This window comes from Chloroflexota bacterium (assembly GCA_026706485.1).
Classification (GTDB): domain Bacteria; phylum Chloroflexota; class UBA11872; order UBA11872; family UBA11872; genus JAJECS01.
The window spans coordinates 201,645-217,206 of record JAPOYR010000010.1 but is presented as its reverse complement, the minus strand read 5'-3'; the positions used below and the strand labels follow the sequence as shown (position 1 = coordinate 217,206).

The 15,562-nt window shown below is 68.1% G+C and carries 14 protein-coding genes; 5 read left to right on the top strand and 9 right to left on the bottom strand.

Annotated elements, in window-relative coordinates:
• Positions 1-13: 13 nt before the first annotated feature.
• Positions 14-1,042 (top strand): iron-containing alcohol dehydrogenase, encoded by a 1,029-nt coding sequence (locus OXG79_08645; protein MCY3783838.1) that lies wholly within the window; start codon positions 14-16, stop codon positions 1,040-1,042.
• A 118-nt stretch (positions 1,043-1,160) separates the two neighbouring features.
• The gene (locus OXG79_08640; GenBank protein MCY3783837.1) at positions 1,161-2,195 is read left to right on the top strand and encodes a Gfo/Idh/MocA family oxidoreductase; all 1,035 of its coding nucleotides are present in this window, start codon (positions 1,161-1,163) and stop codon (positions 2,193-2,195) included.
• A 624-nt stretch (positions 2,196-2,819) separates the two neighbouring features.
• Here OXG79_08640 and OXG79_08635 read toward each other — a convergent pair.
• The 8 genes from OXG79_08635 to OXG79_08600 form a co-directional block, all read right to left on the bottom strand.
• The gene (locus tag OXG79_08635) at positions 2,820-3,002 is read right to left on the bottom strand and encodes a hypothetical protein (protein ID MCY3783836.1); all 183 of its coding nucleotides are present in this window, start codon (positions 3,000-3,002) and stop codon (positions 2,820-2,822) included.
• Between the two features lie 311 nt (positions 3,003-3,313).
• Positions 3,314-4,582 (bottom strand): mandelate racemase/muconate lactonizing enzyme family protein, encoded by a 1,269-nt coding sequence (locus OXG79_08630; GenBank protein MCY3783835.1) that lies wholly within the window; start codon positions 4,580-4,582, stop codon positions 3,314-3,316.
• Positions 4,583-4,809: 227 nt separating this feature from the next.
• Positions 4,810-5,970, bottom strand: coding sequence for a mandelate racemase/muconate lactonizing enzyme family protein (locus OXG79_08625; protein ID MCY3783834.1), 1,161 nt, complete (start codon positions 5,968-5,970; stop codon positions 4,810-4,812).
• A 92-nt stretch (positions 5,971-6,062) separates the two neighbouring features.
• Positions 6,063-6,827 (bottom strand): ABC transporter permease, encoded by a 765-nt coding sequence (locus tag OXG79_08620; protein MCY3783833.1) that lies wholly within the window; start codon positions 6,825-6,827, stop codon positions 6,063-6,065.
• Positions 6,828-6,829: 2 nt separating this feature from the next.
• A complete protein-coding gene (locus OXG79_08615) occupies positions 6,830-7,855 on the bottom strand; it encodes an ATP-binding cassette domain-containing protein (protein MCY3783832.1) in 1,026 nt (341 codons plus the stop codon).
• 375 nt (positions 7,856-8,230) lie between these two features.
• Positions 8,231-9,388, bottom strand: coding sequence for an L-rhamnonate dehydratase (locus tag OXG79_08610; GenBank protein MCY3783831.1), 1,158 nt, complete (start codon positions 9,386-9,388; stop codon positions 8,231-8,233).
• A 10-nt stretch (positions 9,389-9,398) separates the two neighbouring features.
• Entirely contained in the window at positions 9,399-10,139 is a 741-nt protein-coding gene (locus tag OXG79_08605; protein MCY3783830.1) for a metal-dependent hydrolase, read from the bottom strand.
• 46 nt (positions 10,140-10,185) lie between these two features.
• A complete protein-coding gene (locus OXG79_08600) occupies positions 10,186-10,521 on the bottom strand; it encodes a nuclear transport factor 2 family protein (protein MCY3783829.1) in 336 nt (111 codons plus the stop codon).
• A 104-nt stretch (positions 10,522-10,625) separates the two neighbouring features.
• Here OXG79_08600 and OXG79_08595 point away from each other — a divergent pair, with 104 nt between their 5' ends.
• Genes OXG79_08595 through OXG79_08585 form a run of 3 tightly spaced genes read left to right on the top strand, consistent with a single transcriptional unit; the run spans position 10,626 to position 14,129 of the window.
• Positions 10,626-12,428: a hydantoinase B/oxoprolinase family protein gene (locus OXG79_08595; GenBank protein MCY3783828.1), complete on the top strand. Its 1,803-nt coding sequence runs from the start codon at positions 10,626-10,628 to the stop codon at positions 12,426-12,428.
• Positions 12,425-13,093, top strand: a complete 669-nt coding sequence (locus OXG79_08590) for an RraA family protein (GenBank protein MCY3783827.1) — start codon at positions 12,425-12,427, stop codon at positions 13,091-13,093. The genes OXG79_08595 and OXG79_08590 overlap by 4 nt, the downstream gene beginning before the upstream one ends.
• A gap of 58 nt (positions 13,094-13,151) precedes the next feature.
• Complete coding sequence (locus OXG79_08585; protein ID MCY3783826.1) at positions 13,152-14,129, top strand: C-terminal binding protein; 978 nt, start codon at positions 13,152-13,154, stop codon at positions 14,127-14,129.
• Between the two features lie 237 nt (positions 14,130-14,366).
• Here OXG79_08585 and OXG79_08580 read toward each other — a convergent pair whose 3' ends face one another.
• Positions 14,367-15,503, bottom strand: a complete 1,137-nt coding sequence (locus OXG79_08580; GenBank protein ID MCY3783825.1) for a Gfo/Idh/MocA family oxidoreductase — start codon at positions 15,501-15,503, stop codon at positions 14,367-14,369.
• Positions 15,504-15,562: the final 59 nt, after the last annotated feature.

Genomic DNA, 15,562 nt, shown 5'->3' with positions numbered 1-15,562 from the left:
AGACGAGGCGTGAATGGTGCTCGATAGCCGGAAATGGGACGCCCGGTACGGTCACGATCTGCTCGCGGCCTACGGGCCGACCTACACGTCCTATCTCGCCATCACTTCGCCCAGCGCGTGGGCCGTGGTGGAGGAGTTTTTTCCCCACCCGCCGCGGCAGCTCGAATTCCAGCAGGGCATGACCGAGGAATATGTCGAGCCGCTGATCGAACGGTTGCCCGATGCGGAAGTGGTGCTGGGCATCGGCGGCGGCAACGCGCTGGACGTGGGCAAGTTTGTGGCTTGGAAGCTGAATAAGCCGCTGGTGCTGATTCCCACCATCGTCTCGACCGGCGCGATCTTCCAGGCGCCCGTGGCGATCCGTCGCGCGGACATCTGGGAGTTCTGCTTCGACACGGTGGCGCCCGACTACCTGCTGCTGGATTACGACGTGATTGCGGCGGCGCCCCCGCATCTCAACCGGGCCGGCATGGGCGAGTGCATCTGCAACCTGGGGCATGTGGCCTCGTGGCGCTGGTGGGCGGAGCAGGGTCTCGAGGGCCTCCCGCCGGTGGACCAGGCCGCGGCGGATGGGACGCTGGCGTGGATCTACGAGCGCTGCCGGCAGTTTGCCGCGGGTCTGGACGAACTGGGCCAGCTGAACGCTAACGCCATCCGCATCGCCAGCGAGATCAACCGCGAGCGCTATGACGTGCCCACGTTTGACATGAAGATCTCGCGCAGCATCGACCACACGTTCGTCATCGCGTTCGAGTGGGTGCTGGGCCGCGAGCTGATTCACTCGGAGGTGGTGTCGCTGGGCTCGCTCATGAACGCGCACGTGTACGAGTGGGGATTCGACGAGACGAAGGCGCTGCTGGACCTCTGCCGGGTGCGCTACCGTCCCGCCGAGATCGGCTGCACCTGGGACGAGGTGAAGACGGTGATTGCCCGGATAAACGAGCTGCACGACCGCCTGGGGAATCCGCCCAACTGGTTCCACCACCGCACGCTCAGCGACGCGTCGTTCGAGCGGATGGCCGCGGCCATCGACGCGGCATAGCGGCAGGAGTGCTAGCCGTGGTGGTCACTCCGTTCGTGGTGAGCTTGTCGAACCACGGCCCTCGGGTGGCCCGAAGCGACGCCCTTCGACAAGCTCAGGGCGAACGGATACGTCGCTAATGTCGCAACGGGTTGTGCGCGTCGGACTGATCGGCGCGGGGAACTTCGGCGGCGAGGTGGCCAAGATCGTCGCGCGACGCCCGGAGCTGAAGCTGGTGGGCGTGGCCGACGTGAATGCCGACGCCGCGCGAGCTCGCGGCGAAATGTACGGCGTGCCGTGGTGGGGCGATCACGGCGACCTGCTGGCGGAGTGCGACTGCGACGCGGTGGCCGTCGCCACCCCGCACAACACCCACCGGGACATCGTGGTGGACGCGGCCGCCGCCGGGCGCCACGTCTTTTGCGAGAAGACCATGGCGATCACCGTGGCCGAATGCCACGACATGATCGAAGCCGCCGACGAGCACGGCGTGAAGCTGATGATCGGCCACAAGCGCCGGTTCCGCGGCGCGCACGCCGAGATCAAACGCCTGCTCGACAGCGGCGAGTTCGGCCAGCCGCTGTCCATCAACGTGCACGGCTACTTTGGACGCCGGATTCTTGGATTCTGGTCCCGGCGGGCGGCCAACGGCGGCTTGCTCTACTGGGCCGGCACGCACGACGTCGACACCATCCGGCACTACCTGGGCGAGGTCGACACGGTCTCGGCGATGGCCGGTCCGAAGCTGTTTCCCGACGTGACCGACTACGACGACGCGATCGCGGTGAATCTGCGGTTTCGCAGCGGCGCGCTGGGATCGATCCAGGTGACGACGGCCTTTCCCATGGCCACCTACCGCACGTCGTTCAGCTACCAGATCGCCTGCGAGCACGGCGGCATTGCCTACGACCCGCGGCAGGTGGCGGTGCACTACGCCACGCACGACGGCCCGATGCAGACGACGTTCTTCGAGGGCTACGGCTTTGAGGAGGCGTTTAATACCGAGTGGGACAGCTTTGCAGCCTGGGTGCTGCGCGACGAGCCGCCGGTGCTGACCGGTGAGGACGGGCTGCGGGCGGTCGAGATCATGCAGGCGGCCTACATCTCGGTCGAAGAAGGCGGCCAGCCGATCTCGCTGCCCCTGGACCGAGACGAGCGGCGGCCGTTCGGATAGGCTGCGCCGGCCGCGGCCACAGCCTCGGCCGGACCTTTGAGTGTCGGCGGACGGTTAGCGTCGGAGGCCGGGATCGTTTCGCCGACCAAGGTGCGCGTGCCAGGCGCGCGTCGTGTGACTTTGCTGATTGCGAAAGTCCTTGCGCAATCGCTGCGCCAGGATCTCCTCCTCCGGCGAAGGCGTAATCCACAGCCAAGCGCGTTTGGCGAGGTGTGCGACAAGCCGAGGCACCATGAATAGCGCGCGCATGAATGGCTCTGATCGTTGAGTCTCGGCGCGTACGAACGCTTGAGACAGATTGATTTTAGGCGATGGTCACGGCGGCCCGAGAGCTGCCGGACGAGCGTGCCCGGCTAGAACCTGAGGCGAGGGCCGCGCGTACTGCTGTCTGCGAGGGTGCGCGTCCTTAGACTCTGGTCATTGCGGATTTGCTTCGCGAGAGCTTCCTGCTCGGGCGAGGGCGTGAGCCAAAGCCAGGTGCGGTAAATCAGCCGTTTCGTGAAACGCCAAATCGCGGACAGTGCGCGCATAAGAAGTCGCTCCAGAAGAGGCGGGCGGCGGACGCAGATCCGATTCTAAACCACTGTCACGTCGACAATTTGTCTGGCTGAGCGGCGTCTCCGTCTAGCGCCAGCCAGGCCCGCCGCCGCGGGGATAGTGCTCGCGCAGGGCGTCGTAGCCCTTTTGGCGCGCGTCTCTCTTGTGGAGCGTCGAGCGCATTCGCAGTTCGGCCGACGGGTTCAGCCAGCGCGAGAATCGACGCGCGAGGCGCGCGACGAAGCGTGGCAGCGCGAGGATGACGCGCATTGGGAGTTTCCTCTGCCGAGCGTCGGCGCACCGATACATGGCCGACGAATTGATTCTATCGGGTCAGGACGCCGCGTGAGCGAGTCTGGTCCCCGCTCCCCTGGTAAGGCCATTGCGTAAACCTTCGTCATTCCCGCGAAGGCGGGAATCCACCCTTCACTGAACCTGGGGACACGAGGGGTTCGCACGGCCGGCCGTCGTCCGACCGGATTTGGCAATGGTGTCTCCGGTGAGAAGAGTCAAAGTTGAGGCCGGATTGGGCGGAGAGACGGGCGCTCGGACCTCCGGTGCGAGCACTTACCCTCTTCCATCTAGTACTCGGGCTTTGGAAGCGATGGGGGAGCGATGCCGGCCGCCGCCACCGCGCGGTAGCGGTTGTCGAAGTCCACGCTGCCGTCGTCCTCGCGGGTGGTGAGCGTGACGCCGCGTTCGAAGGCCGGCTGGTTGCCTAGGGAGAAGTCGCGCTCGTAGTCGCGGACCGACACATACTCGGCGGTGTGGCCGTCGGCCCAGCGGACGGTGTAGATGGCGCGCGGCAGGGGCTTTGGTCCCGTCGCGTCTCGGCGCAAATTCTCCAGCGCCTGCTCGTCGATCTCGACGCCGAGGCCGGGCGCCTCCGGCACGCGAACGTAGCCTCGGCGAATGTCGAGCGGCTCGCGCAGCAAGTCATCCGCGTAGACATTCGACGCGGTCACGGCCGGCCAGCGCGCGGCGGGCAGCGCGGCGGCCAGGTGGGCGGCGAAGGCGGTAGTGATGCCCGTCCCCACAAGCTGGACGAAGAATGGCAGGTTGGCCGAGTGGGCCAGCGCGCCGTAGTGCAGCGTGCTGGCGGCGCCCTCACCGTGACCGGCGAATCCGTCGCAAATGTTCTCGCGCATGGCGGTGAGGAAGTCCGGCTCTTCGAAGTGCAGCGCGATGGCGCGCGGGGACTTGGCCCGCAGCGCCGCGTTGCCGGCGACGTCGCTCTGGGGGATGGGCGTCTCGAACATGTGGATCTTGGGGAAGGCCTCGAGCTCCTGCAGGACCTGCTGCGCGAATCCGGCGTCGAGCAGGAAGCCGTTGAAGTCGAGGTCGAACGTGGCGTGATCCGGGGTGGCGGCGCTGATCGCCTCCATCTGCGCCATGAGGTCGAACCACGGACGCGGCTTGAGCTTAAAGTCCGAGTAACCGGCGGCGATGGCGTCCTCGGCCTCGGCGGCCCAGTCCTCGGGCGGCATGTCGTAGCACCACCACGCCAGCGGGACCCAGGCGCGCGCCTGGCGGCCGATGAGCCGGTGCGCGGGCACGCCGAGCGTCTTGCCGGTGAGGTCGAACATGGCCTGCTGCAAGCCGGAGCCAAGCTCGTCGCGCCAGAGCAGCTCCGCCGGATTGCGACCAATCACGCCGGAATCCACCGCGTCCATGTCGCGATCCCAGTTGTGCATGGCGCGGGACTCGCCCCAGCCGACGATGCCGGTGTCGGCGGCCACGCGGCAGATCTCGATCAGCGAGAAGTCGTTGATGCCGCGCCGCATGTGCGGCTCGGTGCGCGGGGTGAACCCGACGTCAAGCTCGATGCGCTCGACGCCAGTGATCTTCATGCCGGCACGAGACCTATGGGTACTTCCAAGTGATTCCTGCCCTCCATGCCGTCATTCCCGCGGAGGCGGGAATCCACCCCTCAGTGAACCTGGCGGCGGAAAAGATGCGCCTGGTCATCCCCAAGCCCGGCTGGGTTTTGCAACAGTCTCCGGAGGCAGGGATCCAGGCCCCCTTCCAAAGCCTCGGGAATGCCCTCACCCTAACCCTCTCCCAGAGGGAGAGGGAATCAGGCAAATGTCTCCGACTCCGTGTAGCGGTGCCGCTCCAGGTAGTCCTCGTCGACCTCGATGCCGAGACCCGGCCGGTCGCTCACGGTCAGTAAGTCGCGCTCGAATCCCAGCGGCTCGCGCAGCGGCGCGTTGTAGACCGGAATCCAGCCCATGGCGTGCTCCAGCCGGTAGAAATTCGGCGTCGTCAGCCCCACGTGCGAGCCCGCCGCGATCTGGATGGGGCCGGCGGCGTTGTGCGGGCTTAGGGGTACGTAGTGCGCCTCGGCCAGGGCGCCGATGCGCCGCAGCTCGCTGATGCCGCCGGTCCAGCACACGTCGGGCATCACGAAGTCGGCGAGGCGCCTCTCGAGGATCGGCGCGAAGTCGAAACGCGTGAAGAGGCGCTCGCCGACGCAGATGGGCACGGCCGTGTTCTCGCGCACCTGCCGCAGCGCGTCGTGGCTCTCGGGCGGCACCGGCTCCTCAAGCCAGGCGACGTCAAGCTCGGCCAGGCGGTCGGCGATGCGGATGGCGCTGGGCACGTCGTACTGGCCGTGGGCGTCGATGAGGATGTGGACGTTGGGTCCCACGGCCTCGCGCACCGCCGCCACGCGCGCGATGCCCGCCGACTCGTGGTCGGGCGTGATCTCACCGCTCACGTAGGCGTAGAACGCCGCCGCCATTTCGAGGAACGGGTCGAACTTGAGCGACCGGTGACCGGTCTCCACGGTGCGCAGCGCCGCGTCGGCGAACTCCTGCGGCTCGCACGCGCCGTCCGGCCACCAGGCGTTGGCGTAGACCGGCACCGTCTCGCGCACCTTGCCGCCGAGCAGGTCGTAGATCGGGCGCTCCAGCGCCTTGCCCTTGATGTCCCACAGCGCGATGTCGATGGCGCTGAGCACCTGCGTCGGCATCCCGCGCGAGCCCATGTAGGTGTAGCGCCGGTAGATGTCGTGCCAGATGGCCTCGATCTCGGACGGGTCGCGGCCGACCAGCATGTCGCGGACCTGCCTGATGCCGAAGTCGGCAATCAGCGCCGCGCCGCCGGCCCAGGTCGACCCCTCGCCCCAGCCGGAAATGCCCGCGTCCGTGTCCACCCGCACGAACAAGATCGGCCCATAGCGCCGGTTGGCCCCACCGGCCCGATAGAGAAACGTGCGGACGTCGGTGATCTTCATCGCGGGACGCTCCGGTCGTGAATCACCTCAGGGCACGATTGTGGACGACCGGGCGGCGGGTGTCATACGACTGAACCGCTGCCCGCGCCTGTCTAGTTTGTTGCGCGGCGGTATTCGTAGGTGGCGGCGGCGACGAGGACGGCGCTGGTGGCCAGCAGGACCCAGAAACCGGGCACGATGTGTTCCCAGACCCAGCCGTCGATGATGATGGTGCGCACGGCGACCAGGATGTACTCGATCGGGTTGAGGCCGACGGCGAACTGGAACCAGCCGGTGATCAGGTCGCGCGGCATGAAGGCCGAGGTGAGAAACGCCAGCGGCATGAACAGCAGCCAGCTGTTCACCGTGACCTGCACGCTGCGCGTGCGCACGGCGATGATGAGCCCCACGCAGCCCATGGCCACGCCCAGCAGCGTGGTGCCCACGATGACGGCCAGGATGCCGAGCACGCCGCCTTCGAACCGCACGCCGATGGCTGTGGCCACCAGCACGATCGCGACCACCTGGGCGATGGCCCGCGTGGCGCCGATGGCGAGCGTCCCGAGCAGGATCGAGAAGCGGTTGACCGGCGACAGCAGCAGCTTGTCGACGTAGCCCGACATGATGTCGGTGAGCAGCACCATGGCCATGTCGCTGCCGCTGAAGACCACGGCCATCACGATCACCATGGCGGTCAGGAAGGCCTGGTAGTCCGTGGCCGGAAACCCGGGCAGGCCCGTGATGCCGCGCAGCGGCTCGCCGAAGAAGAGATACATGACGGCGGACGAGAACACGGCGGCCACGATCATCGAGGGCTGCGCCAGCCAGGTCTTCAGGTTGCGGACGTAGATGTAGGAGCTCTCGCGCAGGATCAGCATGGTTACCTCCGGTTCACGCCCATCCACTGGCCCCAGACGCGCGACTCGGCGTCCTCGTCGGCGGCGGCCTCGCGAATCTCGCGTCCCGTGTGATGCAGGAAGACATCGTCAAGCGATGGGCGAGTGACGGCGAGGTTGGCCACGGGGACTTCCACGCCGTTGAGGGCGCGCAGGATCGCGGGCGCGGCCGCGCCGCCGTCGTCGACCGTGGCCGTCAGTCCGTCGGGCGTGGTGTCGGCTTCCTGCACCGATGGGAGCCGGCGCAGGGCGCCGAGCGCGGTGTCGGCTCGGCCGTCGGGGGATTCCATCGGGCCAAAGCTCACGCGCACGACGTCGCCGCCGACGCCGGCCTTGAGCGCGGTCGGGGAGCCTTCGGTCACCAGGCGCCCGTGGTCGATGATGGCCAGCCGGCGGCACAGCCGGTCGGCCTCGTCCATGTGCTGGGTGGTGAGCATCACCGTCACGCCCTGGGCGTTGAGCTGCTCTAGGTGCTCCCAGATCGCCAGGCGGCTCTGGGGATCGAGGCCGGACGTGGGTTCGTCGAGGAACAGGATGTTGGGCCGGTGCATGAGCGCGCCGGCCAGGTCGATGCGGCGCCGCATGCCGCCGGAGTAGGAACCGATCTTGCGCTTCCCGACGCCCGAGAGTCCTACCAGCTCCAGCAGCTCATCGGCGCGGCGGTTGGCCTCGGCGCGCCCGACGCCGTAGAGGCGCCCCTGCAAGACCAGGAAGTCGCGTCCCTTCGAAAGATCGTCCAGGCCGACCTCTTGCAGGGCGACGCCGATGGATGCCCGGACGCCACGCGCGTCCCGGTCGACGTCGATACCGGCGACGTGGACGCGGCCGGCGCTCTTGGGCAGCAGCGTGGCCAGGATCTTGATGGTGGTGGTCTTGCCGGCGCCGTTGGGTCCGAGGAAGCCGAAGAACTCGCCCTGCTCGACGGTGAAATCAATGCCGTCGATGGCGCGGGTACCGCCGGGATAGGTCTTTTCCAGGCCCTGGACCACGACGGCGGGTTGACGTTGCAAGGAGTCCTCCGATGGACGACGCGCGGTGCTGCGGCGAGCCTACCAGCGGGCCGGGACGGCGAAAGGAAGGGCGCTTACACGGGGCGCCCCTCCTCGGAAATGGGTCTTGTACGTGCAGCCCTGCCCGGTGGCCCAGGCTGCGCGCAGCCTGGGAGATTCAGCCGCGGCCGTCCCACGCTGCACGCAGCGCGGGCCACCGGACCTGCTCACCGTCGCGTTCTCCCATGTGAGTCTCTTGCAAGACGCGGTGAGGCGAAGGATGACCGTGCGAATCCCATGCGTGCCCGGGATTGCCGAAGGGTGGATTCCCGCCTTCGCGGGAGTGACGGACCCCCTCACCCTGACCCTCTCCCCAAGGGAGAGGGAACCGAACGGCTAGCCGTAGGGTTGCAGCGTCGCAAGGTCGATTTCGATGCCGAATCCGGGGGCGTCGGAGGGGCGCAGGCGGCCGTTGACGGGGTGGGACGCGCCGGGGACCGAGACGGCGTCGGCGAGGTCGGTTCCGGGGCCGGAGGCGACGAAATACTCGCCCCAGGGAATGCCGGGCAGCGCGCAGCAGGCATGCTGGCCGTAGGGCTCGTTGACGCCGGCGTGGGGGATGACCGCGAGTCCGGCCGCGTCGGCGATGGCGCAGATGCGCATCAGGGCCGTGATGCCGCCCACCCACATGATGTCGGGCTGCAGGATGTCGACCAGGCGGCGGCTGGCGGCGTGCTGGAACGGCGTCGGGGTATACCAGTGCTCGCCGGTGGCGAGCGTCTGCCAGGGCACGCGCTCGCGCAGCGCGGCGTGGCTGTCCATGTCCTCGGACCGCAGCACTTCCTCGATCCACTTGAGCTTGAACGGCCGCAGCTCCTCGATCAGGCGCACGGCGTACTCCACGTCGAGGGACATCCAGCAATCGAGCATCAGCTCGACGTCGGGGCCGACGAGATCCCTCAGGGCGGCGATGTCGTCGACGTTGTGGCGCAGGCCGTCCAGGCCGTCCGGCGGGCCGTAGCGGCAGGGGTGCTTGGTGGCGGTGAACCCAAGCTCCAAGTGCCACTCGTGCTGCGGCCCGGTGGCGTAGCAGACGATTTCGTCGCGCGCGGGGCCGCCCATCAGCTCGTAGACCGGTCGATCCAGCACCTTGCCCTTGAGGTCCCACAGCGCGAGATCGATGGCGCTCACCGCGTACGAGGCCAGTCCCGTGGCGCCGAAGGGCGAGCACAGCCGCAGCATCATGTCGTAGATGCGCTCCGTCGCCAGCGCCGGCTCGCCGACGATGCGCGGGCCGAGATAGTCGTCCACCAGGGCGGCCATGGGCCGGCCGAGCGCGCCAATTCCCAGGCCCTGTGTGCCGTCCTCGGCGGTGACGACCACGCCCACGCCGGGCCAGTTCGGCGTCCAGCTCGATCGCACCTCCGCGTAGCGCGGATAGCGGGCCATGGGCGAGCCCACGCGCGCGTCCTCCGTCCACGACGCGCGGGGCTTGCTCGTGGCGCGCCGCTCACCGAAATCGAGGGCGACCGCTTGGACGCTGGCGATCTTCACTGCGGTGGGGCTACGGGTAGCTGACGGACTCGCCCGGCTTGAGCTCGATGACGCTCGTACGGGGTGTCAGGTCCGCGATGCGCCGCCGCAGGTCGTCGATATCCGCCGCCTGGTTGGGGAACGTGTCGTAGTGGCAGGGGATGACGGCGCGCGGGCGCGTCAGCGCGGCGGCCATGGCCGCTTCCTTGACACCCATGGTGTACTTGCCGCCGGCCGGCATGATCACCAGGTCGGGCGCGTAGAGCTGGCTGATGAGCGCCATGTCGCCGAAGACGCCGGTGTCGGCGGTGTCGTAGATCACCGGCCCGTCGTCGAAGGTCAGCACGAAGCCGCAGACGCTGCCGTCGGGCTCCGCGTATACGGCGCCTTCGCGATAGGCCTGGCCGTGCATGCCGGTGGAGTGGTCGGCGCGCACCATGGTGTAGGCCACGCCGCCCAGCTTGGCGGTGCCGCCGATGTTGAGGGGGCAGGAGTCGGTGTCGAAGCCGATGCCGTGGGTGTCGGCGTAGCCGGCCACCTCCGGGCTGCCGATCAGGGTGGCGCCGGTCTTCTGGACGATGGCGATGGCGTCGCCGAGGTGGTCGACGTGTCCGTGCGACACGCACACCACGTCGGCGCGGTCGACGTCGGCCAAGCCCTCCGAGCAGACGGGGTTGTCGTCGAGCCAGGGATCGAAGTAGATGACCTCGCCGGTCGGGGCCGTGAAGCGGAACGACGCGTGGCCGAGAAAGTCGATCTGGACCGATTTCATGGGATTAGGACCTCCGTAATGACTGCTTGGGCGTCGTCCAGTGCAGCTAGCTCACGCTGAAGACGAGCGTTTGGTGCCGAATCTTGTCGTCTTCGATGATGAAGGTGTCGGTGCCCGACGCGCTGCGGCCGTCGGCGTGACCGCCCTGCCATTCCAGCACCACGATCGGCTCGGCGGTGGTCACGGACACCTGCTCGACGGCGAAACCGTCCAGCGCGCCGCCGATGTCTTCGAAGAACGCGGTGATCTCCGCGTGTCCCTGGGCCACCTGACCCGGTCGCACGAACAGCGCGTCGTCGGCGTAGTCGGAAAGCAGGCGATCCATGTCGCCGGCCATAATCGCGTCCCAGTGATGGTCGAACACCTCTTGGGCGGTTCGCATCTGGCGGCCTCGCTTCAGGGGCGCCGGCTCGGCGTGGCGGCGCGGCGGGGACCTTATGATACCGAGGTGGCGGGAGTGTCCCGTCGCCAGCCCACGGTGGTCGCATGGCCCGAGATACCGATCCGAAACGCAGCGTCGCCGACCTGCACATCGACGATCCGGTGGAGCTGGAGGTCACACGCAACAGCCTGGTGGGCATCTGCGAGGAGATGGGCGTAGCCATGCTGCGCACCTCCTACTCGACCATGTTCAACGAGGCGCGCGACTTCTCGTGCGTCGTCTTCGACGCACAGGGCGAGATGATCGCGCAGGGCGACTTCTGCCCGGCGCACATCGGCGCCATCGTGCACACCGTCGAGTGGGCGATCAAAGAGGTCGGGCCGGACAACATGCACCCGGGCGACGTGATCCTCCACAACGACCCCTATCGCGGCGGCTGTCACCTGCCCGAGTTCATGACGTTGAAGCCCTGCTTCTACGAGGGCGCGGTGGTGGCCTACGCGGCCAACATCGCGCACATGACGGATATCGGCGGCATGGTGCCGGCGGCCTTTGGCGACACGCGCAACATCTTCCAGGAGGGCCTGCGGCTGCCGCCGATCAAGATCTACCAGGACGACGAGCCGGTCGAAGATATCTTCGCCATCATCACGTCGAACGTGCGCACGCCCAAGGTCTCGCGCGGCGACCTGATGGCGATGGTGGGCTCGACCTACCTGGCCGAACGCCGCATCGTGGGCCTGGTGGAGAAGCTTGGCGTCGAGCGATTTCGCGAGCTTTCGGGCCAGATCAAGGATGTGTCGGAAGTGCTGATGCGCCAGGCGCTCGACCGGCTGCCGGATGGCGCCTACACCGCCGAGGGCTTCCTGGAGGACGACGGCGTGATTCCCGATCGTCCCTGGAAAATCCGGGCCACGGTGGTGATCCGCGGCGACGAGGTGATCGTCGACTACACCGGGTCGGACCCGCAGGCGGCCGGGGCGATCAACCAGTCGTTCGGCACCACGGCGTCGGCGACCTATGCCGGCATCTTCCACATGATCGACAACGCCATTCCGTGGAATCACGGCGCCTACCGGCCCATTGCCATCGTGGCGCCGCCGGGGTCAATCGTGAATGTGAACTATCCCGGCTCGTGCGTGGGCGGGAACTCCGATACCTATCCCACGACGGTGGACATCCTTTTGGCCGCCTTCGCACAGGCCAGCGATCGCAGCTCGGCGGCGGACGGCGGCACCTGCGGCCTGCTGGGGTTCTACGGCACGAACATCGACACGGGCGAACCCTTCGTCATCCTGCATCACGAGGGCATGGGCTGGGGCGGCCGGCGCGACGCCGACGGCAACGACGCTCAGATCGTGAAGAACGGCAACTGCCTCAACGCGCCGTGCGAAGTGTGGGAGACGCGCTACCCGGTGCGATTGGACGAGTACTCGATTGCCGAGGGCGGCGCGGGCGCGGGGGCCTATCGCGGCGGCCATGGCGTGCAACGCACCTGGACCTGCCTCTTGCCGATCACCGTGAGCGCGCATCTCAACCGCACGTCCAACCGGCCGTGGGGATTGCACGGTGGGGCGGAGGGCGGCACGACGGCGCTGCTTTTCCGACGCGCCGGGGAAACCGAGTGGCGGACGGCTCGCGAGATGTTCGACACCATCTCCGATGGAAAGTTCTCGAACGTCGTGCTTGACATCGGCGACCAGATCCTGTTGCGCACGCCCGGCGGAGGCGGCTACGGCGATCCGCGTGAGCGTGACCCGGCGCTGGTGCTCGAAGACGTACGGGATTTGCTGCTCGAACCCGAGGATGCCCGTGAAATGTACGGTGTGGCCGTCAACGTGGCGGCTGGCCGCGCCGAGCTCGTCGAAACGGACCAGCGCCGCACTGCCAATGGAGCCGCGGAATGAGCCAGGCGCCCGAGTTCGACGATGCCACGCGGCAGCGATTCCAGGCGCTGCACTCCGCCCTGATCGCCGACAGCCTCGACCGCATGGGCGTGCCGGTGCAAGCCATGCGGCACGACGTGCGCCCGATGTATCCGGGCGCCCGCATCGTGGGCCGGGCGCTGCCGCTTTTGCAGACGGCGGTCTACCGGCCGCCGGACGAACCGTACGAGGTGCTGTTCGAGGCGTTTCGCGCCATGCGGCCCAACGACGTGCTGGTCATCACCACGACGGGCCACTACGAGTCGGGCGTGTGGGGCGGCCTGCTGAGCACCTCGGCGCAGACGCGGGGCGCGGTGGGCTGCGTGATCGACGGCTTGACTCGCGACGTGCATGAGATCGAGGAGATCGACTTTCCGGTGTTCGCGGTCGGCCAAAGTGCGGTTGACTCCGAGGGCCGTTGCGAGGGCATCGAGTGGGGCCAGCCCATCGACTGCGCCGGGGCGCGGGTTGAATACGGCGACGTGATCGTCGGCGACGACATGGGCGTCGTGGTAGTTCCGGGCGAGGCCGCGGCCGAAGTGCTGGACCGCGCCGAGGCCAAGGGACGGGGTGAATCCAACGTGCGCGAGATTCTGGCGACCGGTCGCGACGTGGGCGAGGTCTTCAAGGAATACGGCATTCTGTAGCCAGGCGACGTTGGTCCGCGCTCAGGCGTGGTGACTGCCCCGTGATTGGATGGCGCCAATGACCGAGCCCCGCTTCCGGGTCGTGATCACCGACTGCGATTTCGAGATGCCGCCGGTGATCGAGCAGGCCGAGCTCGATCCCATCGGCGCCGAGCTGGTCGTGGAGCAATGCTTCACGGAAGACGCGCTGATCGAGAAGGTGGCCGACGCCGACGGTTTGCTCGAACAGTACGCGCCAATCACGGCACGCGTCGTGGATGCCCTGGAGCGCTGCAAGGTGATCGTGCGCTACGGCACCGGCATGGACCCGATCGACGTGGCGGCGGCGACGGCCAAGGGCATCGTGGTCTGCAACGTGCGCGACTACCAGGTCGGCGAGGTCGCGGACCACACGATGGGTTTTCTGCTAGCCCTGGCCCGCCACATCGTGGTCTACAACGACGACGTGCGCGCCGGAGTCTGGGACGCCAGCGGCGGTGTTCCCGAGCGGATGGAGCGCGTCGAGGGGCAGACGCTTGGGCTGATCGGACTGGGGCAGACGGCGCAGGCCGTGGCGGCGCGGGCGCGGGCCTTTGGATTGCGGGCGATCGGGCACTCGCCGCGTGCGCCGGATTCCGCATTCGAGGCGTCGCAAGTCGAGCGTGTGCCGCTGGACGATCTCTTGCGGCAATCCGACTTCGTGTCGGTGCACACGCCGTTGCGGGCGCAGACGCACCACCTGATCGGTGAGGCCGAGATCGACTTGATGAAGCCCAGCGTGTTCTTGATCAACACGGCCCGCGGGGCGGTCGTCGACAACGCCGCGCTGGCGCGGGCGCTCAAGGACGGGCGGATCGCCGGCGCGGGCCTGGACGTGATGGAAGAAGAGCCGCTGCCGATGGACTCACCGCTGCGGGAGGCGCCCAACGTCATCATCACGCCGCATAGCGGCTTTTATTCGCGGACGTCGATTCGCATCCTGCGCCGCGAGGCCGCGGCGGAGGTCGCGCGGGTGCTTCGGGGCGAGCCGCCCAAGTCGTTGTTCGAGCCGGAGTAGGGCGGCTGCTGAATTCCCGTCTTCGGAGTCCCCTGCAAACTCCGGTAGGGGCGGGTCGGAGACCCGCCCGTCGGGATGGCGTGGATGCCCGCCGGGCGATTGGCGCCCGCGGACGGGCCGGTTGGAAACCGGCCCCTACCGACGCTGAGCGTCCGGCGCGCCCCCAGGTTCAATGAGGGGTGGATTCCCGCCTTCGCGGGAATGACGGGCCGGTTGCGCAGGGGCCTCCGTCCGGGTCTAGCTTCCGTCGAATGCCGACCAGTCGACGTCGACCCAGCGGCGTTCCTGGAAGCTCTGCAGGGCGGCGTCGTGCACGATCTGGATGCCGTAGCCGTCCTGGAACGTCGGGTAGGTCGGCGCGTCGGGCTGACCGCCGTCGGCGACGGCGCGGTAGACCTCGCGGAACAGCAGGCGGAACGTGTCGCCGAAGCCCTCGCGGTAGGCGCCGGGGTTGTCCATGAACCGGCCGCCTTCTTCCGTGGCTTGCCGCGGGTCCGGCAGGACGATCTCGTTGGGCTCGGTGCGGTGTCCGAGCCAGAGCTCGTTTGGCCGCTCCGAGTCCCAGCTCACGCCCATGGCCGTGGCGTCGATCTCGACGCGGATGCGGTAGGGATGCCCCACGGCCACGTGCGACAACGAGAGCACGCCGCGGGCGCCGTTTTCCCAGTGGACTAGCAGGTTCGAGACATCCTCGCCGGGCGCGTGATAGTCATCCATCCCCCCGTCGGGGCGCGGTCGTTTGCGGACATCGTGCGCCGTGAGGAAATCCGCGCAAACTTCGACGACGCGGCTGCCGATGACGAAGCTGGTGAGATCGAGCAGGTGGCTGCCGGTGGTCGAGGTGACGATGGTGGGGCCGCCCATTTCGGGGAGCAGGCGCCAGTCCCAATCGGTTTCGAGCCAGAACGTGTCGTCGGCGACTGAGGCCCGGACGAGCATGACGCGGTCGAGCGTGCCCAGCCGCCGGCGGGCGGCCAACTCCTGCACCAGCGTGTAGAAGCGATTGTTGAAGCAGATGGCGTGCACGCGGCCCGAGTCCGCCGCGCGCCGGTAGAGCTCGCCGGCCGATCCGGCGTCGGTGGTGAGAGGCTTCTCGCACACGACGTGCGCGCCCGCGTCGAGCGCCTCGCTGGCCTGTTCGAGGTGCAACGTGTCGGGCGTGCAGACGTGAACCACATCCGGATTGGTTTCGCGCAGCGCAGTGGTCAAGTCCGGGTCGCCGCGAGGGACGCCGAAGTCGGCCGCGGCGGCGACGCTCCGCGACTCGCTGCTCGCCACCACGCTCACGATGTCGACGTTGTTGCGGCGCAGGGCGTCGATGTGCACGCGCCCGATCACGCCCGTGCCCAGCACGATGGCTCGCGGTTGCTCCACGGTATGACCTCTATTCCGGTGCGGCGGCGCCGACCCAGGCGGGGTGATCGCCATGGTAG

Excerpts from the sequence above, each read along its gene's own strand:
- OXG79_08605 (MCY3783830.1), bottom strand. The coding sequence starts at position 10,139 with ATGAAATCGGTCCAGATCGACTTTCTCGGCCACGCGTCGTTCCGCTTC.
- OXG79_08635 (MCY3783836.1), bottom strand. The coding sequence starts at position 3,002 with ATGCGCGTCATCCTCGCGCTGCCACGCTTCGTCGCGCGCCTCGCGCGT.
- OXG79_08585 (MCY3783826.1), top strand. The coding sequence starts at position 13,152 with ATGACCGAGCCCCGCTTCCGGGTCGTGATCACCGACTGCGATTTCGAG.
- OXG79_08600 (MCY3783829.1), bottom strand. The coding sequence starts at position 10,521 with ATGCGAACCGCCCAAGAGGTGTTCGACCATCACTGGGACGCGATTATG.
- OXG79_08645 (MCY3783838.1), top strand. The coding sequence starts at position 14 with ATGGTGCTCGATAGCCGGAAATGGGACGCCCGGTACGGTCACGATCTG.
- OXG79_08630 (MCY3783835.1), bottom strand. The coding sequence starts at position 4,582 with ATGAAGATCACTGGCGTCGAGCGCATCGAGCTTGACGTCGGGTTCACC.
- OXG79_08640 (MCY3783837.1), top strand. The coding sequence starts at position 1,161 with ATGTCGCAACGGGTTGTGCGCGTCGGACTGATCGGCGCGGGGAACTTC.
- OXG79_08620 (MCY3783833.1), bottom strand. The coding sequence starts at position 6,827 with ATGCTGATCCTGCGCGAGAGCTCCTACATCTACGTCCGCAACCTGAAG.
- OXG79_08625 (MCY3783834.1), bottom strand. The coding sequence starts at position 5,970 with ATGAAGATCACCGACGTCCGCACGTTTCTCTATCGGGCCGGTGGGGCC.
- OXG79_08590 (MCY3783827.1), top strand. The coding sequence starts at position 12,425 with ATGAGCCAGGCGCCCGAGTTCGACGATGCCACGCGGCAGCGATTCCAG.
- OXG79_08595 (MCY3783828.1), top strand. The coding sequence starts at position 10,626 with ATGGCCCGAGATACCGATCCGAAACGCAGCGTCGCCGACCTGCACATC.